This window comes from Flavobacterium algicola (assembly GCF_022399565.1).
Lineage (GTDB): Bacteria > Bacteroidota > Bacteroidia > Flavobacteriales > Flavobacteriaceae > Flavobacterium > Flavobacterium algicola.
This window is the reverse complement of record NZ_JAJTUT010000001.1, coordinates 1,102,386-1,124,011: the sequence shown is the minus strand read 5'-3', so window position 1 is coordinate 1,124,011 and position 21,626 is coordinate 1,102,386. Positions and strand designations below refer to the sequence as shown.

General features: G+C 33.8%; 15 protein-coding genes. 10 read left to right on the top strand and 5 right to left on the bottom strand.

Translation table 11 applies throughout. The features are described 5' to 3' along the window. Positions 1-46 precede the first annotated feature (46 nt). The 3 genes from proC to LXH21_RS04795 all read left to right on the top strand — a co-directional run bounded on the left by proC (position 47) and on the right by LXH21_RS04795 (position 2,003). Entirely contained in the window at positions 47-826 is a 780-nt protein-coding gene (gene proC, locus LXH21_RS04805) for a pyrroline-5-carboxylate reductase (protein WP_239863102.1), read from the top strand. A gap of 4 nt (positions 827-830) precedes the next feature. Next, on the top strand, positions 831-977 hold the full coding sequence (locus tag LXH21_RS04800) for a hypothetical protein (RefSeq protein ID WP_239863100.1): 147 nt from the start codon (positions 831-833) through the stop codon (positions 975-977). A 72-nt stretch (positions 978-1,049) separates the two neighbouring features. After that, entirely contained in the window at positions 1,050-2,003 is a 954-nt protein-coding gene (locus LXH21_RS04795) for a 2-hydroxyacid dehydrogenase (protein WP_239863099.1), read from the top strand. Positions 2,004-2,075: 72 nt separating this feature from the next. Here LXH21_RS04795 and LXH21_RS04790 read toward each other — a convergent pair whose 3' ends face one another. Continuing rightward, positions 2,076-3,893 carry a GNAT family N-acyltransferase gene (locus LXH21_RS04790; protein ID WP_239863098.1) on the bottom strand — a complete coding sequence of 606 codons (1,818 nt, stop codon included), beginning with the start codon at positions 3,891-3,893 and terminating at the stop codon, positions 2,076-2,078. Between the two features lie 141 nt (positions 3,894-4,034). On the opposite strand from LXH21_RS04790, the gene LXH21_RS04785 reads away from it, so the two are divergent. The 4 genes from LXH21_RS04785 (at position 4,035) to LXH21_RS04770 (ending at position 12,170) form a co-directional block, all read left to right on the top strand. Then, positions 4,035-4,799 (top strand): exodeoxyribonuclease III, encoded by a 765-nt coding sequence (locus LXH21_RS04785; protein WP_239863097.1) that lies wholly within the window; start codon positions 4,035-4,037, stop codon positions 4,797-4,799. Between the two features lie 21 nt (positions 4,800-4,820). Then, the gene (locus tag LXH21_RS04780) at positions 4,821-5,762 is read left to right on the top strand and encodes an OmpA/MotB family protein (RefSeq protein ID WP_239863095.1); all 942 of its coding nucleotides are present in this window, start codon (positions 4,821-4,823) and stop codon (positions 5,760-5,762) included. 93 nt (positions 5,763-5,855) lie between these two features. Further along, positions 5,856-6,896, top strand: a complete 1,041-nt coding sequence (locus LXH21_RS04775; RefSeq protein WP_239863093.1) for an NADP(H)-dependent aldo-keto reductase — start codon at positions 5,856-5,858, stop codon at positions 6,894-6,896. Positions 6,897-7,334: 438 nt separating this feature from the next. Then, positions 7,335-12,170: a LamG-like jellyroll fold domain-containing protein gene (locus LXH21_RS04770; RefSeq protein ID WP_239863091.1), complete on the top strand. Its 4,836-nt coding sequence runs from the start codon at positions 7,335-7,337 to the stop codon at positions 12,168-12,170. Between the two features lie 151 nt (positions 12,171-12,321). Here LXH21_RS04770 and LXH21_RS04765 read toward each other — a convergent pair whose 3' ends face one another. The 4 genes from LXH21_RS04765 to panC form a co-directional block, all read right to left on the bottom strand. Further along, on the bottom strand, positions 12,322-14,307 hold the full coding sequence (locus LXH21_RS04765) for a transglycosylase domain-containing protein (protein WP_239863087.1): 1,986 nt from the start codon (positions 14,305-14,307) through the stop codon (positions 12,322-12,324). Between the two features lie 16 nt (positions 14,308-14,323). Next, positions 14,324-15,685 (bottom strand): DNA repair protein RadA, encoded by a 1,362-nt coding sequence (radA, locus tag LXH21_RS04760; RefSeq protein ID WP_239863085.1) that lies wholly within the window; start codon positions 15,683-15,685, stop codon positions 14,324-14,326. A gap of 294 nt (positions 15,686-15,979) precedes the next feature. Continuing rightward, complete coding sequence (gene panD, locus LXH21_RS04755) at positions 15,980-16,330, bottom strand: aspartate 1-decarboxylase (RefSeq protein WP_239863083.1); 351 nt, start codon at positions 16,328-16,330, stop codon at positions 15,980-15,982. A gap of 14 nt (positions 16,331-16,344) precedes the next feature. Continuing rightward, positions 16,345-17,223 carry a pantoate--beta-alanine ligase gene (gene panC, locus LXH21_RS04750; RefSeq protein WP_239863081.1) on the bottom strand — a complete coding sequence of 293 codons (879 nt, stop codon included), beginning with the start codon at positions 17,221-17,223 and terminating at the stop codon, positions 16,345-16,347. 78 nt (positions 17,224-17,301) lie between these two features. Between panC and LXH21_RS04745 the strand changes: the two genes are divergently transcribed. Genes LXH21_RS04745 through glmS form a run of 3 tightly spaced genes read left to right on the top strand, consistent with a single transcriptional unit; the run spans position 17,302 to position 21,529 of the window. Further along, positions 17,302-18,108 (top strand): glycogen/starch synthase, encoded by an 807-nt coding sequence (locus tag LXH21_RS04745; protein WP_239863080.1) that lies wholly within the window; start codon positions 17,302-17,304, stop codon positions 18,106-18,108. Between the two features lie 19 nt (positions 18,109-18,127). After that, complete coding sequence (locus tag LXH21_RS04740; protein ID WP_239863079.1) at positions 18,128-19,675, top strand: DUF4270 domain-containing protein; 1,548 nt, start codon at positions 18,128-18,130, stop codon at positions 19,673-19,675. A gap of 9 nt (positions 19,676-19,684) precedes the next feature. Then, a complete protein-coding gene (gene glmS / locus LXH21_RS04735; protein ID WP_239863078.1) occupies positions 19,685-21,529 on the top strand; it encodes a glutamine--fructose-6-phosphate transaminase (isomerizing) in 1,845 nt (614 codons plus the stop codon). The last annotated feature ends 97 nt before the right edge of the window (positions 21,530-21,626 follow it).

The window sequence follows — 21,626 nt, the reverse complement described above, 5'->3', positions numbered from 1 at the left end:
ATACGTTTCATATCTACTAGTATATGATTCGAAAAAATATAAAAAAATGAAAATACATATCATTGGAGGAGGAAACCTTGGTGTTTCAGTTGCTGTAGGAATTGCTAAGTTTACTCAGGGACACAATGTGACAGTCACACGTCGTAATGTTGTCAATATAAAATATCTTGAGGAATTAGGCATTACAGTGTCTTCAAATAATAATCACAATATTCAGGAAGCAGAAGTTATTCTATTAACGATAAAGCCATATCAAGTTGACTTAGTATTGGCAGAAATTCTTCCTACTTTGTCCAATAAAATTATAGCTTCGGCCGTGAGTGGTCTTTCTATAGAAAAGCTTCAAAGTAAAATTGGCGCCGAGCACCACGCCATTCGTGTAATGCCAAATATTGCAGCTCAATTTGGTGAGTCGGCCACATGTATCTCTTTCCAAGAAGATAAAGCAAGCTACGGTCAGCAACTTGTGACCTTATTTCAAGAAATAGGGACAGCTCCTGTTATAGATGAGAAATTAATGGACGCAGCTACTGTATTGGCAGCATCTGGTACCGCATTTGCCTTGCGCTATATGCGCGCTTCAATGCAAGCCGGAATCGAAATTGGATTTGACTGGAAAACATCTTTAGCTATTTCTGCACAAACTGTAAAAGGAGCTGCCGAGATGCTTATGCAAGAACAAGTACATCCAGAACAATTAATTGACCGCGTAACAACACCGCAGGGTTGCACCATTGCTGGGTTAAGTGAAATGGAATCTCATGGTTTTAGCTCATCGTTAATTCGTGGAATCAAATCGGCTTTGAAACAAATTAAAGGTAAATAAATATTTGGGCATAACCCGCCAAAATCCCGAGGGGTCGGGAGCGGGTCGGGCTGTACGCTATATCTTTTTTGGAGCAGAAAAAGCTCCAAAAAAGGATGCCGCTACCATCCCTTATGCAATTCTTTGCCAACAATTAGAAAAAGGAAACTGAGAACGAATTTTGATAAATGAGTATCTTTTTCTAACTACATAATTATAAGCGACAATAAAATTAAAAAGACTCATGTTAGAACAAATTAAAATCCTCCATATCGATAGTAATAATCCGATTATGATGGAGCAATTGCAAGCTGCTGGATTTATAAATCACGAAGATTTCTCGTCGACCAAGGAAGTGATTGAATCTAAGATTCAGGACTATCATGGTATTGTGATTCGCAGTCGTTTTAATATTGATAAAACTTTTTTGGACAAAGCCACCAATTTGCAATTTATTGCTAGGGTAGGAGCAGGTCTTGAGAGTATTGACTGTGACTACGCAGTAACAAAAAATATTACGCTTATTGCTGCGCCCGAAGGTAATCGTAATGCAGTGGCAGAACATACACTCGGAATGATTTTGTCATTATTCAACAACCTTAATCATGCCGATAGAGAAATTCGTTCTGGACAATGGAACCGCGAAAGCAATCGTGGTCATGAACTACATGGAAAAACTGTCGGGATAGTTGGTTACGGGAATATGGGTAAATCGTTTGCAAAAAAACTAAGAGGTTTTGATGTTGAGGTTCTTTGTTATGATATTCTTGATAACGTAGGTGATGAAAATTGCCAGCAAGTTTCTCTAGAAGAATTTCAGCAAAAGGTAGAGGTGTTGAGTTTACACCTTCCTTGGACGCCAGAAACAAATGGATTGGTGAATAAAAAATTCTTAGATGGATTTAGCCATCCTATTTGGATCCTAAATACGTCGAGAGGTAAAAATATAGTGACAGCCGATTTGGTTGCTGCCATGAAGTCAAAAAAGGTTTTAGGAGCGGGATTGGATGTTTTAGAATATGAAAAACTATCTTTTGAAACACTTTTTCAAGAAAATGAAACTCCAGCGGCTTTTCAATACTTATTAGACGCCTCCAATGTTATTTTATCTCCCCATGTAGCTGGCTGGACATTTGAAAGTCACAAGCGTCTTGCTCAAGTTATTGTAGATAAGATTAAATCGAAATACAATCTTTAAACTAGTATAAATTTAGCATTGCAAAATGTAAAATATATAAAAATGCCTCGATATATCGAGGCATTTTTATTTTTATAGTTCAATATCATGTTCTCCCTTTTCATTGAGTTTTCTTTCTAGTTCTGCTTGAAACTCTTCCATGACGGGTTTCATAGTGCTCTCAGGAATGTCTTCTACTCTAATGTACATAAGCCCATCAACAGCGTTATTAAAAAGTGGATCTACATTAAATGCGACAACTCTCGCATTTTGCTTGATGTACTTTTTTATCAATACAGGCAGTCTTAAAATACCTGGTTCAAGTTCATCAATGATTTTGTCAAATTTGTTTAAATCTGCTTCAGTCTCATTAAAAATGAAATCTTTATCAGCATCTTTTAGTTTTACCTTGTACGCCTTTTTCGGATTGATATATTGAGCAATATACGGATCGTAATAATTGGATTTCATAAACTGAATCATCAGAGACTTAGAGAAATCTGAAAATTGATTGCTTATGCTTACACCGCCCATTAAGTATTTATGTTCAGGAAAACGTAGGGTAGTATGAATAATACCTTTCCATAGTAAAAATAAAGGCATAGGTTTTTGCTGGTATTCTTTAATAATAAAAGCGCGACCCATCTCGATACTTTTGCTCATCATATCATGTAATTCGGGCTCAAAACGGAAGAGTTCATTTAGATAGAAACCTTCAATTCCATATTTTTTAAATATTTCCGAACCTAAACCCATTCGATAAGCACCTGCAATTTTTTTAGCATCTTCATCCCACAGAAACAAATGGTGGTAATATTGATCAAATTTATCCAGATCGATAGATTCGTTTGTTCCTTCTCCTACTTCTCTAAAAGTGATTTCTCTCAATCGTCCTATCTCATAAAGAATATTTGGAATTGATTTAGCGTCTGCAAAAAAGACTTCGTAGTTTTTACTTTGTAATAAACGACAATTAGTATTGCGAAGAGCGCTGACTTCTTTCAAAATATTTTCTGAGCTGGCAGCAGTAACTATTTCTTTTGGACTTTTTGGAAGTTTAAAGTTTTGAGTATTGATAAACTTGGTTTCCTTTTCAAATGGATTTGCAAGCATATAGGTCTTCCTTCTCAAAAATTCTGAATAAGAATCAAGCGTCTTGTGCTCATTTTGTTCGCTTACAGAAATAGGTTTTCCTATTCGAACCTTAATAATACGATTTTTTTGACTAAAAACTTCTGAGGGCAATTTGGCTGTACGAAGTGTCCCGCTTATTTTTGATAGAAAATAAAATAACCCACTGTTTTTAGCATGAAAGTAAATAGGTACAACAGGAACTTGCGCTTTTCTTATTACTTTAATAGCGCCTTCTTCCCAAGGTTTATCGACAATGAGTTCGCCATCTTTATAAGTCGAAACTTCACCCGCAGGAAACATTCCCAATGGTTTTCCATCACTTAAATGACGCAACGTTTCTTTAATACCCACTACGCTAGATTTGGCATCCTTATGATTTTCAAAAGGATTAACTGGCATTATATATTTTTTGAGGGGTTCTATTCTATGCAATAAAAAGTTGGCAATAATTTTAAAATTAGGCTCCTTTTCTAACATTAATTTTAATAGTAACATACCATCAATTCCTCCTAGAGGATGGTTTGATATTGTGATGTAGGCACCATCTTTTGGTAGACGTTTTAAATCTTCTACTGGAATTTCAAACTTAATTTGTAGATCATTTACAATACCATTTAAAAATGCTATATCCTTAAGATGCTTATTTCTGTTGTAAACTTTGTTTAAGGTTGAAATTCTCAAAATTTTCATTAATAGCCAACCTATAAAAGTTCCTAAAATTCCGTATTTTTCAATATTGATAGCTTTTGCAACTTCTTTGGCAGTAACTAAACCCATGTTTGTATGATATTTTCAAGCGAAAAACAAAGATAGAAAAAAACTCGATGATTCAACTATTGTGAAATTCTAATTTCGGGTTTAGTACCTGATCCTTTTTATTTTTTAGTACTTTTGAAATAATATAAAAACAGAATATTTATGAAGATTATATCCTATAACGTGAATGGTATTAGGGCAGCTATTTCTAAGGGGTTCATTGAATGGTTACAACAAGCAAATCCAGATGTTATTTGTTTACAAGAAATTAAAGCAACTTCAGAGCAAGTGCCATTAGAAGCTTTTGAAGCGGCAGGTTATCCTTATCATTACTGGTTTTCTGCAACAAAAAAAGGATATAGTGGTGTAGCTATATTGTCAAAAATAAAACCAAACAATGTAGTTTATGGCACAGGAATTGAGCATATGGATTTTGAAGGCAGAAATATCAGAGTAGATTTTGACGAACTTTCAGTTATGAGTTTGTATCTTCCATCGGGAACAAACATTGAGAGACTGAGTCATAAGTTTACCTATATGGATGATTTTCAAGAATATATTACGAGGCTAAAAGTAGAAATTCCTAATCTGGTAATTTGTGGCGATTATAATATTTGCCATGAAGCGATTGATATTCATGATCCAGTTCGAAATAAAAAAACATCAGGTTTTTTACCAGAAGAAAGAGCTTGGTTGGATTTGTTTCTGAAAAATGGTTTTATAGACAGTTTTAGATATCTTAATAAAGAACCAGATAATTATACTTGGTGGACAATGCGTTTTCCGTCGGCTCGATTAAATAATAAAGGTTGGCGTATTGATTATTGTTTAGTAAGTGAACCTTTGAAAGATAAAATAAAGAGAGCATTGATTCTGCCAGAAGCAAAGCATTCAGATCACTGCCCAATTGTAGTAGAAATAGAATAATAAATTTTAAAATAGAAATTGATGATTAAAAAAGTTTCCATTGGATTGTTGCTTATTGCAATGAATAGTTCTTGTGTTTCGAAAAAAATTTACACCGAACTTGAAAGTAAATATATTGATTTAAAGAAAGAGAATAGAAGTTTGTCTGACGAAAATGCCAATTTGTTAAAAGGCAAAAACCAATTGCAATTGGATCAAGATGCTTTGAATGCTGATTTGGCCAAAGTTAAAGCAGAACGTGAAAAGCTAAATGCAGAATATGCTGCTCTAAATGATAAAATGAATACACTAGATGCTTCTTACAAAGCATTGGAGAAAAATAGTAGTGAAGCACTGCAAGCTAATATGAGTAAAAATCGTGATTTGCTTTCTCAGTTAGATTCTAAATCAAAAGCACTGGCTATTGAGCAAGAACGTTTAAACAAAAGCGCTCAGCGTTTGGAAGAATTAGAGTCACTTATTGCAGCTAAGGAAGAAAGCATGCGTAAGTTGAAAGAAACTTTATCAAATGCCTTAAATGGTTTTGAAGGTAAAGGTTTGACGGTTGAGCAAAAGAACGGAAAAGTATACGTATCTATGGAGAACAAATTGCTTTTTGGTTCAGGTAGTTGGTCTGTAGGATCAGAAGGTCGTAAAGCAGTTGTTGAAGTTGGTAAAGTTCTGGGTGATAATCCTGAAATTGCGGTTTTGATTGAAGGTCACACAGATGATGATCCTTATTCTGCATCTGGTCCTATCGCTAATAACTGGGATTTGTCTACAAAAAGAGCTACCGCTATAGTTGCCATTTTATCCGAGAATAAGATGATTAACAAGCAAAACCTAACGGCTGCAGGTAGAGGAGAGTTCTCACCGCTAGCAACTAATGCAACTGCTGAAGGAAAATCGAAAAATCGTAGAATTGAAATCATTTTAACACCTAGATTAGATGAAATTTCTAAGATGCTGAATGAAATTAAGTAATACAGTTATTAAAATTTATATAAAGGTTCAAAGATATTCTTTGAACCTTTTTTGTTTTTAGATACTTTTGCTGTTATAAACGGAGATAAAAAAATGAAATATAATAAATTACCTCATACTGATATTAAAGTTAGTGAAGTATGTCTTGGAACAATGACCTTTGGTCAACAAAATACAGAAGCAGAAGGACATGGTCAAATGGATTTTGCTTTAGATAATGGTGTTAATTTTTTTGACACAGCAGAAATGTATTCTGTACCAGCGCACAAAGAGACATATGGTAGTACAGAGAAAATTATAGGTTCTTGGTTTAAAAAATCAGGAAAAAGAGAAAAAGTTGTATTGGCAAGTAAAATTGCTGGACCAAATGCAAATTTTGGCTACATGCGTGAGAAATTAGATTTCTCTCCAGCAAGTTTGCATCACGCATTAGATAATAGCTTAAAACGCTTGCAAACAGATTATATAGACTTGTATCAATTACATTGGCCAGAACGCAAAACAAATGTTTTTGGGCAACATGGTTACAAAGTTCAGGATGATGCTTGGGAAGATAATATACATGAAGTATTGATGACCTTGGACGGATTTGTGAAGTCTGGTAAAATTAAAACTATCGGACTCTCTAATGAGAATCCATGGGGTTTGATGCGTTTTCTAGAAGAGAGTAAATATCATAATTTACCGAGGGTTGCCACTGTTCAAAATCCATATTCATTACTTAATAGGCAATTTGAAGTTGGTTCTGCAGAGATTTGTCATCGTGAGAATATTGGGCTATTACCATATTCTCCATTAGGGTTTGGTGTCTTGACAGGTAAATTTTTGAATGGAATTGAAAAACATCCTAAAGCTCGATTAAATTTGTTTCCGCAATACAACCGATATAGTAGCGAGCAAAGTGTGGCTGCAACTAGAATGTATAATGAAATAGCGATCAAAAATGGATTATCATTAACACAAATGTCTTTGGCTTTTATAAATCAACAATCGTATGTTACAAGTACGATCATAGGCGCGACCTCCATACCACAACTAAAAGAAAATATTGAAGCCTTTACCATTAAACTTTCAGATGAAATTTTGAAAGAAATTGATGAGGTACAGGCTATTTATCCTAATCCTGCTCCATAATTTTGCTTAAAACAGCTTATAAAGTGCTCAAAACTTATTAAAGTTTTGAGCACTTTTGCTTTCCTTCAACTAAAGCTTTGTGATTGTAGCGTTCCAATTTCAATTTATATTATGGATAATCGGTATTGCTGGTGTGCATAAAATATTTCAAAATTAACCTTTAGAAGCAAAGCTCTATAATACAATGTTAATATTAATATTTTTATAGTAGGTTTTGTATTACTATGTTTTAAATTTTATGTATTTTGTCGATATATTACGTTACTTAGTCGTTTTAACTGTTAATTATTTTCATTTTATAAAGTAGCTTTTTATTTACCAATTTATATATTTAATGTATTTAATCGATTTAAAGTAACTTTAGTCGGTTGTAATTATAGCTAATAGTGTCTTGTTTCTTAACTTTGATATGTATTCAAAGTTTTAAAAGACATCGTTATGAAAAACATTACTGTAAAAATTCTAGCGCCATTATTATTTTTGCTTTCATCCATTTTATATTCACAACCGATTGCAAAAGTGACTTATGGTTGGCCAGCTGTAAATATCAATAACGGAGGGTCTGTCTCATTTGGTTTATCTGGTGAGATTGAATTTTCAGTCAGTAATGCTGCAGTGTATGGTAATTCCTACCTGTACGTTCATAGTATAAGCGTAAATAATTCGAACTTTGTAGTGTCTTCTAGTCCGTACATTTCAGATAATTTTATCTTTAGAGGTGAAACGGGAAGATTCACAATTTCAAAAAATTCTACGAGTTGTTCATCTACTTCTTCAATAGTAACCTTGGTAACTAATGTTGGTAACTTTAGTTATACCGTAACTTCTTCTGCATCTTCATTAATTTCAGTATATGGTGGACAGCCGTTTCAAGCATTGCCAAACGGTCAATTAATTCCTAATTCATCAACAGGTACTTTATTTGGAACAGTTGATATATCATCTTCTGTATCTCGTTTTTTTGCTGTTGCAAATTCAGGAAACTGTCCCTTGAATATTAGTGCAATAAATAGTCTAACATATGACCCAGAAACAGGTGTCTCCTCTCCAGATTTTACGATCGTTCCCCTAGGTATTAGTGTGCTTAATTCGAGGTATTATACATTATTAGAAGTGAAATTTAGCCCTACATCTACAGGTACAAAATCTGCCAGAATATCAATTAACAGCAGTGATCTAATTATACCTTCTTACACATTTGTTGTTTCAGGTGAAGGTTATAATCCTGCGGTAGCAGGACCCGGGGGTGGAAGCGCAGATTTTCGACTTTGGTTGAAAGCAGATAGAGGAATCAATGTAGCCAATGGATCGAAAGTTGCATTATGGCAAGATTTGGGCTCTCTAGGTAAAAACGCTTCTCAATCTGTATCAAATAACCAACCCACATTTATCGATAATTTGACAGATAATTTAAATTACAATCCTGTAGTGAAATTTGAGAATAACGGAACTACCATTAGTCAATTTTTAGGTAATGCTGATAATGGGTATTATACTCAGGAAACATTTGTAGTTGTAAAACCAGATGTAGCTATAAATGATGGTATGACTATTATCTCTGGAACATCTGCATTAGCGCCTTTATTTTCTTTAATTTCTGACGAATTGTCGGGAATCGGTTTGGGTAATTTTAGTAATCGAATATCAGGAGAGAAAATTTGGTTTAATCAATGGTCACCAAATTCAACAGTAATTGCTCCTTATCATACCATAGCTGATAAAACAGGAGATTTTAACAATGTTGGTTTTATAAACGCCAGAAATACAACTTCATCCCCATTTCCAGAAATGGAATTATTTTACAATGCAAAAGACATAGGAACAACATCAAGTACAAAAGGGATCTTTAAAAACTTAGGGTTTCTTGACTTAACTTTTTCTCCTAACCTATGGAAAGGAACCCCTTATAATATTGGCAAAAATATTAATAGCGGCGATACAAAAGGGGATTTGAATGGGCGTGTTGCCGAAGTATTATCTTATGCTACAAGAATTACAAATGGCGATCGACCAAAAATCGAAACTTATTTGGCGCTAAAATATGGTATTACTATGGGAGACAACGGTACTAGTAAAAACTATGTAAATTCTTCTGGAGGTGTTATTTGGGATGTAACTGCCAACATAGGGTTCAATTATAATATTACGGGAATTGGTAAAGATAAAGCATCAGATTTAGATCAAAAACAATCCAAAAGCAGCAATGGTATAAATACTGTAACAATTGGACTCGGTTCTGTAGAAGCTACAAATTCTGCTAATATAAATGATTTCTCTGCAGATAAAAACTTCTTAATTTGGGGATCTAATAATGGACTTTTTACAGCAGGATCGACCAATACCGCTACACTAAGAACAGGTTTGAGTACTGCTATTACAAGAATAGGAAAAAAATGGAAAATTGTAGAAACAGGTGGAGATGTAAGTAATGTGTTTGTAAGTGTTCCACTGGCAGCTTTTGCGGCTATGTCAAAATCTAGCGTAGAGGAATATGTTTTGATAGTGGCAGATAATTCAAATTTCGGTAATACCGATATTATTGATGTTATTCCGTTAAAACTTGACGGAAAAGGTAATTTACAAACTTGGTATGATTTTGACGGCACTAAGTATTTCAGCTTCGGAAAAACAGAAAAACTAGTATCAAAAAGCTTAGTATCTATTGAGTCAGGGAGTTTCTTGGTAGGAGAATATGATCTAAATTTAAATAGTGGTTCTTTTTCAATCGCATGTTGGATTCGAAATAATGGTTCTGGAAATAGAACAATAATGGGTAAAGGAGTTAATTTGGAACTACGTCTAAATTCGGCTAATAAAGTAGAAGGATATTGGGACGGTGTTTTGAAATTTGTGTCTAATACTGCAATACCTGATTATAAATGGCATCATATTACAGCCGTTTATTATTCAGGAAGCGCTAACCTTTATATAGATGGAGTGCTGGATGTTTCGACTTTCAATTTAACCAATCCTACACCCAACTATTCTCGATTTTCTATAGGAGCAATGTATGTAAGTAAAAATGATGTACGAACTCCATTTCTTGGAGAGATAGATGAGGTATCTATTTGGGATGCAGCGTTGACTGTTGATCAAGTGAATTTTTTGATGAATCAAGAAGTTAAAAAAGGGGCATCTAATATGTCGATGGGTGCTGTATTACCAGAAGCAATTGTTAAAAATGAATTGGGAACAATTCAGTGGAATTCACTTAAAGCATATTACGATTTCAATTCGTTTTACGGAACAACTGTGGAAGGGTTGACCGATGACAGAAACTTTTTAAGAATTAATTATCTGCGAAAAAATAAACAATTAACCGCTGGGCAAACTGCACCTTTACCATATGAAACTATTGCTGACGGATTATGGAGCGATGAATCAATTTGGAAAAATGGATCTTTACAGGTCTTACCAAATAATATTTCGATTGTAAATAATCAAACAACAATGAATGGAAATATCGTTCAAATCAAACACAATGTAATTTCTAACGGTAATAAAACAGTATTAGCGTTAATTGTAGAAGGAACAGATAATGTAACCTATAAAACATTAACAGCTAGTAATAATTCAAAAATTGAAGTATCACATTATTTAAAATTAAATGGTTTGATTGATTTAAAAGAGCGCTCACAATTAGTGCAAACCCTAGATAGTGAATTAGATAATTCTAGCATTGGTTTTATAAAGAGAGATCAGCAGGGAACGGTAAATAGATACAATTATAATTATTGGTCATCACCAGTGGGACCTATTGGCGGTAGCAATAATGCAGATTTTATAGTCAAAGATGCTTTTAAAGACGGAACGACTTCAACCCTACAAAATATTTCTTGGACAGATAGTTACGATGGTAGTAATTCTCCTCTGACACTGTCTCGCTATTGGTTGTTTAAATTTCAGAATACTGGAGGTTATTCAAGTTGGCTTCGCTTTAAAGAAGATATAGGAACAAAACCATCACAAGGTTTTATAGTAAAAGGTTCTGGTGAGGTGGATGCTTCTAATACGCTAACTCAAAACTACACTTTTACTGGAAAACCTTTTAACGGGCCGATTACTGGTAGTTCTGTATTACCAAATAGTTTGTTTTTAGTAGGCAATCCCTATCCTTCTGCATTGGATGGACATGAATTTATAAAGAGTAATATTTCAGTTGCCAATGGAGGATATAATGCGACTGATATTATAGATGGAACACTGTATTTTTGGCAACATTCTCCAACAAATGACACTCATGTTTTAAGAGGTTACACCGGTGGGTATGCTACATTGACATTAACAGGCGCTACACCTCCTGTTGCCCCCATTGGTATTTTTAATGAGGGGACAAGTTCTAAGACACCATGTCAATATATTCCGGTAGGGCAAGGTTTTTTTGTAATTGGGTCTAGCTCTTTAAGTGGTGAGACGAAGGTAAAATTTGATAACAGTCAACGAGCATTTGTGAAGGAAGATGCTGTAGACGATTTATTTGTTCCTATTTCAAATACGATGTTTAGAACAACTTCACAAAAAGCGAGCAACTTTGACAATAATAGTAATGATGTAAAATATAATGATAACGAGGTTAAAATACACTTAGGTTTTAATGGCTCCAACATGGAGCACAGACAACTATTAATAGGATTTATGAATGAAGCTGCTACAGATGGTTTTGAAAATGGTTACGACGGTGTTCAGATTGACACTAAAGTAGATGATGCTTATTTTTTAATAGAAAATTCAAAATTTTCTATCCAAGGTGTAGGTGCATTTGATGTCGAAAAATCATACCCAATTGGTGTCAATGTGCAAACTGAAGGGGATGTGCACTTTATGATTGACCACAGTGAATTTCTACCAGCTTCACAAAAAGTATATATCCACGATAAAGACTTAGGACTATATCATGACATTACAGATGTAAGTGTTGCTGTAGCTCTGCCAGTTGGAATTTATGCAAATCGATTTGAATTAAGTTTTAAAACAAATAGCATTATTGATTCAGGAGCTGTTTTGGGAACACCAAATAATAACGATGCAAAATTAGAATCTTCAATAGTGGTATCAAATAATAATCAAAAGAAGGCAATTACTATTGCTAAATATAATGATATTGAGATTACCAAAGTAATAATTTATAACATTCTAGGACAGCAGGTTCTGAATGCTGTCATTTCAACGAACAACGATAGTTTTGAAATTCCGTTCACAGGACCTCAAGGAGTGTATGTTGTAAAAGTTCAAACGGATAAAGGGATTTATAATAGCAAAATTATCATTCAGTAATTAAATATTTATTTCCTTTTCTACCTGTTTTAATCTGCAGTGAATAGGTTAAACGTTCAAACCAACTAATACTTTATCAGAAGATTTGAACGTTTACATTTTTTCGAAAATGATTTGCTTTATTACTAGGACTATACAAATGACATTTCAATTATTTTTTATTAATTGTAGTTGAAAGTGGTGTCAATTTGGGTGTTTTTAATGAATCGATAGCCAATGTGTCTTTGCTTATAATTCTTATTAAAGATTTTGCAGGGCCCGTTATCAGTACAGATTGAGATTTGTAAATACTATCGTCAATTGCCAAAAGCCCTCTTTTTATTAAAGTATTGATTAAAAATGTTTCTGCCTTTTTTGACGTTTCTTTAAGATTTCCATCAGTATTGAACTGATACATGAATTTATTTGGACTAGGGATGATTCTGGCTAGATACAAGCATTCGTTCAAAGTCAAATCAATTGGCTTTTTTTGAAAGTAGTACTGACTAGCTTCGCCAATACCATATACATTAGGACCCCATTCGATAATATTAAAATAAACTTCCAACATACGTTCTTTGGTCGAAATTCTATTATTTTCTAGCAAGTAAACTAATAATATTTCTTCCATTTTACGGGATAATGTTTTCTCTCTGGTCAAGAAAACATTTTTGACTAATTGCATGCTTATAGTACTAGCTCCTCGAGAAAATTTCTTAGTTCTAATATTTTTTACAATTGATTGTTTGAATGCCTCATTTATAAATCCTCGATGAGTAAAGAAGGATGGGTCTTCAGATATTAAAACTGATTTTTGTAAGTATGGCGAAATTTGGTCCAAAGGCGTATAATTTTGATTGGCCAGCCCTACCAGAACCGGGCGTTGTAGTACATTATTAATTATAGCGCGGTAAACAAATTCATTATTTATTTTATTAAGGTTAGCTTCACCATACTTCGTGATGCGCATATTCTGCTTTTTAACATTACTGTCAAAAACCAATTGATTGGGTTTGTTTTTGTTGAATTTAAAATTTAGTTTATAATCGAATGTTCCTGTAGCTTCCATACCCTGAAAATGGGTAAATAAACCGTCAGGTAAAGACGTTATAAAGTCCTGCGTTTTCATTTTTGGAATAGCAATTTTTAGTTTGTAAATCGTGTCTTCTTCAGTATTATATGAGAGATAAGGATTCAATTTTATTTTGTTCAATCGAACTGTTGAGCTGCTGTCTATCGAAATAAAATTTGCCCCTAAAAGAAAACGATAATCGAAGCGAGCGTCTTTAATGACCACATCTTTATTAGCGATTTTAGAATGGTTGATTTTTAAATTGACTATAGAGGCATACCCGTCTAAGTGCAATTCATCACCGTCTTTAGATATATTCTGTATTTTTAAGCGAATAGAATCAAAACTAGTGATAAGGTTGTAGCGTTCGTCGACATATGGCAATTTAATAGCGCCAGAATCCAAATTAAAAAAGCGCACATCTGTAGTCTTGTTTCTAGGATCTGCTAATCCTTTTATTTTCCAGTTTTGAGTAAACGTTTTGGTTTGGACATTGATAAAGGTTTCAATTTTTTTATTTACCAAAGCTAGTTTTTTAATATCGATAGAAGCTTTCATACCATTATCATCTAATCGAAATGTCAGGTTTTCGACCTTCATATCTGTAGGTATGAGATTTAATACTTTAGAAATTATTCTATATGTAAAAGCGGCGTAATCTCTTTTATCATTACCACTCTCTTCCTCATCATCATTCCTTTTAATAAAAGCAGCAAAGTTTTTTACGTCACCTTTTTTTGTCAATTGAACATACCCTTTCTGAATTTTCAAAGATTCTAATTGTAAATCGCTAAAAAACAGTTGCATTAGGTTTACACTCGTACTCATATTTTGAATCTTAAATAGAGTGTCGGCATTTTTGGGAGCCAAAACTACATCTGTAAATTGGAGGCCAGAAAGTCCTTCAAAATGGGCCTCTTTTATGGTAAAGTTGCAGTCATATTCTGTTGCTGCCTTTGATGTAGTTTTTGCTAAAATTTGCTCTAGAAGTGTGTTTCTGAAGCTATATAGCCCCATAATTACCAGAATTATAAGTGCAATGATAATCTTTAATGTCAACACTGCTTTTTGTTTGACTGTTCTCATAATTCTACTTTTGTAATTAACCAAAAAGAATGCTTGCTACATCTTCTATTTTGGTTACCAATTCAATTTTTATTCCGGCATTTTTTAATGCTATTTTATTATATTTCGAAACAAATATGGTCGAAAAGCCTAATTTTTCTGCTTCTTGAATACGTTGATCCACACGATTTACGGGACGTATTTCTCCAGATAGACCAACCTCACCAGCGAAACAGAAACCTTTATTGACTGGAATGTCCTCGTTTGAAGATAAAATGGCAGCAACTACTGCCAAGTCAATTGCAGGGTCATCAACTGAAATTCCACCTGTAACATTCAAGAAAACATCCTTGGCTCCCAGTCTAAAACCAGCCCTTTTCTCCAAAACGGCAAGAATCATATTTAGCCTTTTGGCATTATAACCAGTGGTACTTCGTTGAGGTGTACCGTAGACCGCAGTACTTACAAGAGATTGAATTTCGATCATCAACGGGCGCATACCTTCTAAAGTAGTGGCAATGGCTGTACCAGATAATTCCTCATCTTTATGCGAGATTAAAATTTCAGACGGATTAGATACTTCTCGTAATCCACTACCAAGCATTTCATAGATACCAATCTCGGCAGTTGATCCAAATCTGTTTTTCAAAGATCTTAATATGCGATAAACATGATTACGATCACCCTCAAACTGAAGAACAGTGTCGACCATGTGTTCCAATATTTTTGGACCAGCAATATTTCCGTCTTTAGTAATGTGACCAATTAAAATGACAGGGATATTTGATTCTTTCGCAAATTTTATGAGTTCTGCCGTTGTTTCTCTAATTTGAGAAATGCTTCCTGCAGTTGATTCAATATAATCTGTGTGAAGCGTTTGGATAGAGTCAATAATCACAATTTCAGGATTAATAGCCTCTATTTGTTTAAATATGTTTTGTGTTTTCGTTTCGGTTAATATGTAGCAATTATCGCTAGAGTCAGTAATACGCTCTGCACGCATTTTAATTTGTTTTTGACTCTCTTCTCCCGAAACGTATAAAGTTTTATAAGGTAATTTTAAAGATATTTGAAGCAAGAGTGTACTTTTTCCAATTCCAGGTTCACCCCCCAAAAGAGTTAAAGAACCAGGTACGAGGCCACCACCTAATACGCGATTCAATTCGGCATCTGTAGTGTTCATTCGTACTTCCTGAGTAGAATCAATTTCGTTTACTCTTAAAGGTTTTGAAGCTCTATTTACGGGTGCAGATTCGGTTTTCCAAGCTACTTTTTCTTGTTTTTGAATAATTTCTTCGGCTATGGTATTCCACTCTTTGCAGGAGTTACATTGACCTTGCCATTTGGCATATTGTGCTCCGCAATTTTGACAAAAAAAAGTAGTTTTTACTTTAGACATAGCTTTAATTTAAATCCATATTTAGAGTTCAAAAATAGTTTAAATATATACCATTTCATACAGTAGAAAATGCTTTTACTATATTTTAACCTTTGGTAAAATTATGCCGTTTAAAGTTTTTGTTAATTAGAAAAGAAGGGTAAGAAGCTTTTAAAATTTAATTGCACTTTTATAGGGATGGGTGTGAATTGGTACTACTGCATTTAGTCAGCTAGTAAAATTTATAACAGTTATAAAAAAAAAGGAGTCTTACTAAGCTAGCAGACTCCTTAAATTTGAATTTTTTACGGTAATTTACGTTAACGAATTGTCTTTTTCATTGGGAAAAATAATCCATGGTTTGAAGGTTTTTGCTTCTTCAAATTCCAAAGTGGCATATGATATAACAATAATGATATCGTCTTTCTGCACCTTGCGAGCTGCTGGACCATTTAAAGTTATTTCGCCTGAATTTCTTTCCCCTTTGATGGCATAAGTTTCAAAACGCTCTCCGTTGTTAATGTTTACGATGGCTACTTTTTCTCCTTCAATAATATTCGAAGCTTCCAGTAGCGTTTCATCAATAGTAATGCTGCCAATATAGTTTAAATCAGCGCCAGTTACCTTTACTCGATGAATTTTTGATTTTAGTACTTGAATTTGCATGGCACAAAAGTAAATTATTTTAGTGATATGGTATCAATCAATCGAATATTATTAACAAAAACAGCGATAAATGCACGATAATTTTTGTCTTCTAATTTTTCTTCACAAGTTAAAAGTGTTTCTTCTTCTGCAATAGTAAAGTATTCCAATTCAAAACCGCTAGTTTTTGCAAAAACTGATTTTACCCAATCACCGACCTCTGTTGCCGTTTTATTATGAAATAAATCTTTTGCTTGTAAAATGGTTTTATATATTATACTTGCTTCGTCACGTTCCTCCTTGGTGAGTCGCTCGTTTCTGGAGCTCATAGCGAGTCCATTTTTTTCTCGGTAAATGGGACAACCATTAATGGTAACCGGTAGCTTGTTTTTCTGAGTCATTTTTTTTACAATTTGTAATTGCTGAAAATCTTTCTCTCCAAAATAAGCATTGTCGGGTGTTACTATTTCAAATAATCGCTTAACAATTGTTCCAACACCGTCAAAATGACCGGGTCTGAATTTTCCTTCCATTTGATTTTCGAGCCCATCAAAATCAAAAATTTGTGAAACAACATTTCCTTCATAAATGTCTTCTACAGAAGGAGCGTAAATCACGATATCTTTGTTTAAACCATTTATTTTCTCTGTATCTTCATCAAGAGTTCTTGGGTATTTTGACAAATCCTCCAAATTGTTGAATTGTGTGGGGTTGACAAAGATACTTACCACAGTGATTTGATTTTCTTGTAAGGATTGTTGCATCAAAGAAAGGTGTCCTTTGTGCAGTGCGCCCATAGTCGGTACAAATCCTATAGTACTATTTTGTGTTTTGAAAGACTTCAAAAAAGTCATCAAAGCTGCTTTTCCGTAGAAAATAGGCATAGCTGTTTTATTAAAATTAACTGCAAACATAATATTTTAGTTAATAACTGCGTAAAATTTCGTAATTTTGCATGGTTTTTATTGCCAATAAATAAAGCAAATTACAATATGAAAGACAAGAGGATATTATATGTATCATCTGAAGTGGTACCTTATCTTGCTGAAAATGAAGTTTCTTTGATGTCTTATGATGTCCCGAAGATGGTAAATGATCAAGGAGGACAAATCAGGATTTTTATGCCGAGATATGGAAATATTAACGAGAGAAGACATCAATTGCACGAAGTCATTCGACTTTCGGGGATGAATTTGGTAGTTAATGACTTAGATATGCCACTGATTATAAAGGTAGCTTCTATTCCTAAAGAGAGAATTCAAGTTTATTTTATAGATAACGATGAATATTTCAAAAGGAAAGCAACTTTCGCAGATGAAGATGGAGTGATGTATCCAGATAACGACGAGCGTGCAATATTTTTTGCAAAGGGAGTTGTCGAAACAGTTAAAAAACTAAACTGGGTTCCAGATATTATACACGTTCATGGATGGATGGCAGCTATGCTACCTGTTTACATGAAACATTATTATAAAAATGAGGCTTTGTTTTCTGACACGAAAATAATTACTTCTGTATACGGACAATCTTTTGACGGTACGCTTGATGCAGAAATGATCAACAAAGTTAAATTAGACGGCGTGCCTGAAGAAGCAGTTTCAGATTTAATTACTCCCGACTATGAAGGAGTTATAAAATCTGCAATTAAACACTCAGACGGTGTGATAATTGCTTCAGAAAGCCTTTCTTCAAGTTTAACACAATTTATAGAATCTTCGGGAAAACCTTTTTTACCTTTCGTGCCCAAAGATGCATTTGCTGAGGCTTATACTGAGTTTTACAATAGCGAAAGTCTATAATTAATTTTAGTTTCAAAGTATGTATAGTAATTCTTTTTTTAAGAAAGTTCTTTTAATATTTAGTGTTGTTTTAATATCCTCTTGTGATAAAGATTTTAATTCAATCGGTAGTGACATAGTTGGTGATAACCATTTTGATTTTGAAAAGTACACTTCAGATATAGTGGCTTACAATCAAAAAATTACAGCAATACAATCTAGTAACCAAGAAATAAATCCTTTAGGGATACTTGATAATCCAGATTTTGGTACAACTACAGCTAATTTTGTAACCCAACTATCGCTTAGCTCTGTTGTTACTTCCGCTGGCGTAAATCCAGTTGTTGAGAGTGTTGTTTTGTCTATTCCTTATTATATAGATGCTACACAAACTGTCACCGATACAGAGGGTAAGCGTACTTATGTTTTGGATTCTATTTATGGTGATGAAGCAGGGAAATTAAAACTAAGCGTTTTTCGTTCCAATTATTATTTAAGAAGTTTAGATCCAGTTAGTGATTTTGTTAATTCTCAACTATACTATACAGATCAAAATTCATTATTTAGTTCTGCAAAAGTTGGTGAAAGATTAAATAACGCTACAGATAAAGCAGAGAATGATGAATTTTTCTTTGATAAATCTGGATTTTTTGTTGCTGCAGTAGCTACAGTTTCAGAAGCGGTTTATACTACTCCAGAAATGCGACTAAATTTGAACAAAGACTATTTTCAGTCTACCATTGTTGATGCTATTGCGTCAGGGAAGTTAGCATCAAATGATGTTTTTACAGAATATTTTAGAGGGTTGTATTTTCAGGTAGAAAAATCGGGTGCTAGTGCTAGTAATTTGGCTATGTTAAATTTTGCTGCTGGAAAAATAACCGTTAATTATAAAAATGGAGAAGATGCTGCGAGAGTTGACAATAGTATTGTTTTAAATATGATTGGTAACAAAGTTAGTTTGCTAGAACAAACTGATACAAAAATGGGATATACCAATGCTATAAATAATGCTGACAGCTCATTGGGAGATAGTAAGCTTTACGTAAAAGGGGGTGAAGGATCGATGGCAATATTGAAATTGTTTGACAAAGGAGATTTGGCAACGATTAAAACAAACAATTGGTTAGTAAATGAGGCCAATATTATTTTTCATGTTGACAAAACATCTTTGACAAGCGCCGATAAGGCACAACCTCAAAGGCTTTATTTATATGATTTTACTAATAATACATATATAATTGATTATTTTGATGGAACGACCGGAACAACAAAAGCTAGTAAAAACATCTATGGTGGAATTTTAACTAAGGATGCAGATGATGAGTATTATTATAAATTTAGAGTTACCAATCACATTAGGAATTTAATTAGTAAAGACTCTACCAATGTCAAATTGGGTCTTGTGGTTACAGAGAACATCCTTAATATTACTAATGCTAAACTTAAAACAGCAAGTACTAATTTTACGAAGGCACCAGTAAGTTCAGTTATGAATCCATTGGGTACTATCTTATATGGTAGTACAGCAGGAGTAGAGGATAAAAAGAGATTGAAATTAGAAATTTATTATACTAAACCAAATTAATTTAAGTATATGTGTGGAATTGTTGGTTATATTGGTTTTAGAGATGCTTATCCTATCATTATAAAGGGTTTAAAAAGGCTTGAGTACAGAGGTTATGATAGTGCGGGGATTATGACTTATGACGGCAAAGCTGTTACTGTTTGTAAAACAAAAGGAAAGGTTGTAGACTTAGAGTCCAAAGCAGATCTAGGTAATAACGTTGGTTCCATTGGTATGGGTCATACGCGTTGGGCAACACATGGTGTTCCTAATGATGTGAACTCTCATCCACATGTATCAAATTCTGGAGATTTAGTCATTATTCATAACGGAATCATAGAGAATTATGCTCCCTTGAAAGAGGAGTTGATTAAAAGAGGTTATGTATTTCATTCTGATACTGATACAGAAGTATTAGTAAATTTAATAGAAGAAGTTCAAAAAAATGAGCACATCAAATTGGGTAAAGCAGTTCAAATTGCTTTAAATCAAGTTGTAGGGGCTTATGCAATTGCTGTTTTTGATAAAAAGAAACCAGACGAATTGGTGGTGGCTCGCTTAGGTAGTCCATTGGCTATCGGTGTTGGTAATGGAGAATACTTTATTGCTTCCGATGCTTCACCTTTTATTGAATACACTTCTAATGCTGTTTATCTTGAAGATGGTGAGGTCGCGATTATAAAAAGAGACAAGCCGTTAAAAATTAGAAAAATTAATAATGATGCACCCGTAGATACTTATATTCAAGAACTTCAAATGAATTTGGAGCAAATTGAAAAAGGTGGATATGATCATTTTATGTTAAAAGAGATTTACGAGCAACCCAATGTTATTAAAGATACCTATAGAGGTAGATTGCTGGCGGATAAGGGAATAATTCAAATGTCAGGTATAGAAGATAATTTGGAGAAATTCTTAAATGCTAATCGTATAATTATTATTGCATGCGGAACATCATGGCATGCAGGTCTAGTTGCTGAATACATATTTGAAGAGTTTGCACGTATTAATGTAGAAGTAGAATATGCTTCAGAGTTTAGATATAGAAATCCAATCATAAACAGTAATGATGTTGTTATAGCAATATCGCAATCAGGAGAAACTGCCGACACAATGGCGGCAATCAAATTGGCCAAAGCTGCTGGGGCTTTTGTTTTTGGGGTTTGTAATGTAGTTGGTTCTTCAATATCTAGAGAATCTCATGCAGGTGCTTATACTCATGCAGGTCCAGAAATTGGTGTAGCATCTACAAAAGCATTTACAACACAAATTACCGTATTAACTATGATTGCTTTGCGCTTAGCTAAAGCTAAAGGTACCTTGTCACATTCAGATTTTCATAGATATTTATTAGAGTTAGAATTAATTCCAGAAAAGGTGAAAGAGGCTTTAGAATCTAATGCAATAGCAGAAGAAATTGCAGCTACCTTTAAGGATGTTGCCAACTGCTTGTATTTAGGTAGAGGGTATAACTTTCCAGTGGCATTAGAAGGCGCATTGAAATTAAAAGAAATATCCTATATTCATGCAGAAGGTTATCCTGCTGCAGAAATGAAACACGGACCTATCGCTTTAATTGATGAGCACATGCCTGTAATTGTAGTTGCACCAATACAAGGTCATTATGATAAAATTGTAAGTAATATTCAGGAGATTAAATCTCGAAGCGGAAGAATAATTGCAATTGTAACCAAAGGTGATACAGAAGTTAGAAAACTGGCAGATTACATTATTGAAATTCCGGAAACTTCAGATGCTCTATCTCCCTTAATTACGACTATACCTTTGCAGCTATTGTCCTATCATATTGCAGTTTTAAGAGGTTGTAATGTTGATCAGCCGCGTAATTTGGCCAAATCGGTAACTGTAGAATAATCTAATACAGCATTTATATTATCAGAAATATTAAGAGATTCCCTCAAAAAGGGAGTCTCTTTTTTTTTATGGTTATTTTTATCGAAAATTAATTTAT

What these genes read in the sequence shown, in the direction of transcription:
- LXH21_RS04775 (WP_239863093.1), top strand. Translation starts at nt 5,856, where the DNA reads ATGAAATATAATAAATTACCTCATACTGATATTAAAGTTAGTGAAGTA.
- LXH21_RS04780 (WP_239863095.1), top strand. Translation starts at nt 4,821, where the DNA reads ATGATTAAAAAAGTTTCCATTGGATTGTTGCTTATTGCAATGAATAGT.
- LXH21_RS04770 (WP_239863091.1), top strand. Translation starts at nt 7,335, where the DNA reads ATGAAAAACATTACTGTAAAAATTCTAGCGCCATTATTATTTTTGCTT.
- LXH21_RS04785 (WP_239863097.1), top strand. Translation starts at nt 4,035, where the DNA reads ATGAAGATTATATCCTATAACGTGAATGGTATTAGGGCAGCTATTTCT.
- radA (WP_239863085.1), bottom strand. Translation starts at nt 15,685, where the DNA reads ATGTCTAAAGTAAAAACTACTTTTTTTTGTCAAAATTGCGGAGCACAA.
- LXH21_RS04790 (WP_239863098.1), bottom strand. Translation starts at nt 3,893, where the DNA reads ATGGGTTTAGTTACTGCCAAAGAAGTTGCAAAAGCTATCAATATTGAA.
- glmS (WP_239863078.1), top strand. Translation starts at nt 19,685, where the DNA reads ATGTGTGGAATTGTTGGTTATATTGGTTTTAGAGATGCTTATCCTATC.
- proC (WP_239863102.1), top strand. Translation starts at nt 47, where the DNA reads ATGAAAATACATATCATTGGAGGAGGAAACCTTGGTGTTTCAGTTGCT.
- LXH21_RS04765 (WP_239863087.1), bottom strand. Translation starts at nt 14,307, where the DNA reads ATGAGAACAGTCAAACAAAAAGCAGTGTTGACATTAAAGATTATCATT.
- LXH21_RS04795 (WP_239863099.1), top strand. Translation starts at nt 1,050, where the DNA reads ATGTTAGAACAAATTAAAATCCTCCATATCGATAGTAATAATCCGATT.
- panC (WP_239863081.1), bottom strand. Translation starts at nt 17,223, where the DNA reads ATGTTTGCAGTTAATTTTAATAAAACAGCTATGCCTATTTTCTACGGA.
- panD (WP_239863083.1), bottom strand. Translation starts at nt 16,330, where the DNA reads ATGCAAATTCAAGTACTAAAATCAAAAATTCATCGAGTAAAGGTAACT.
- LXH21_RS04740 (WP_239863079.1), top strand. Translation starts at nt 18,128, where the DNA reads ATGTATAGTAATTCTTTTTTTAAGAAAGTTCTTTTAATATTTAGTGTT.
- LXH21_RS04745 (WP_239863080.1), top strand. Translation starts at nt 17,302, where the DNA reads ATGAAAGACAAGAGGATATTATATGTATCATCTGAAGTGGTACCTTAT.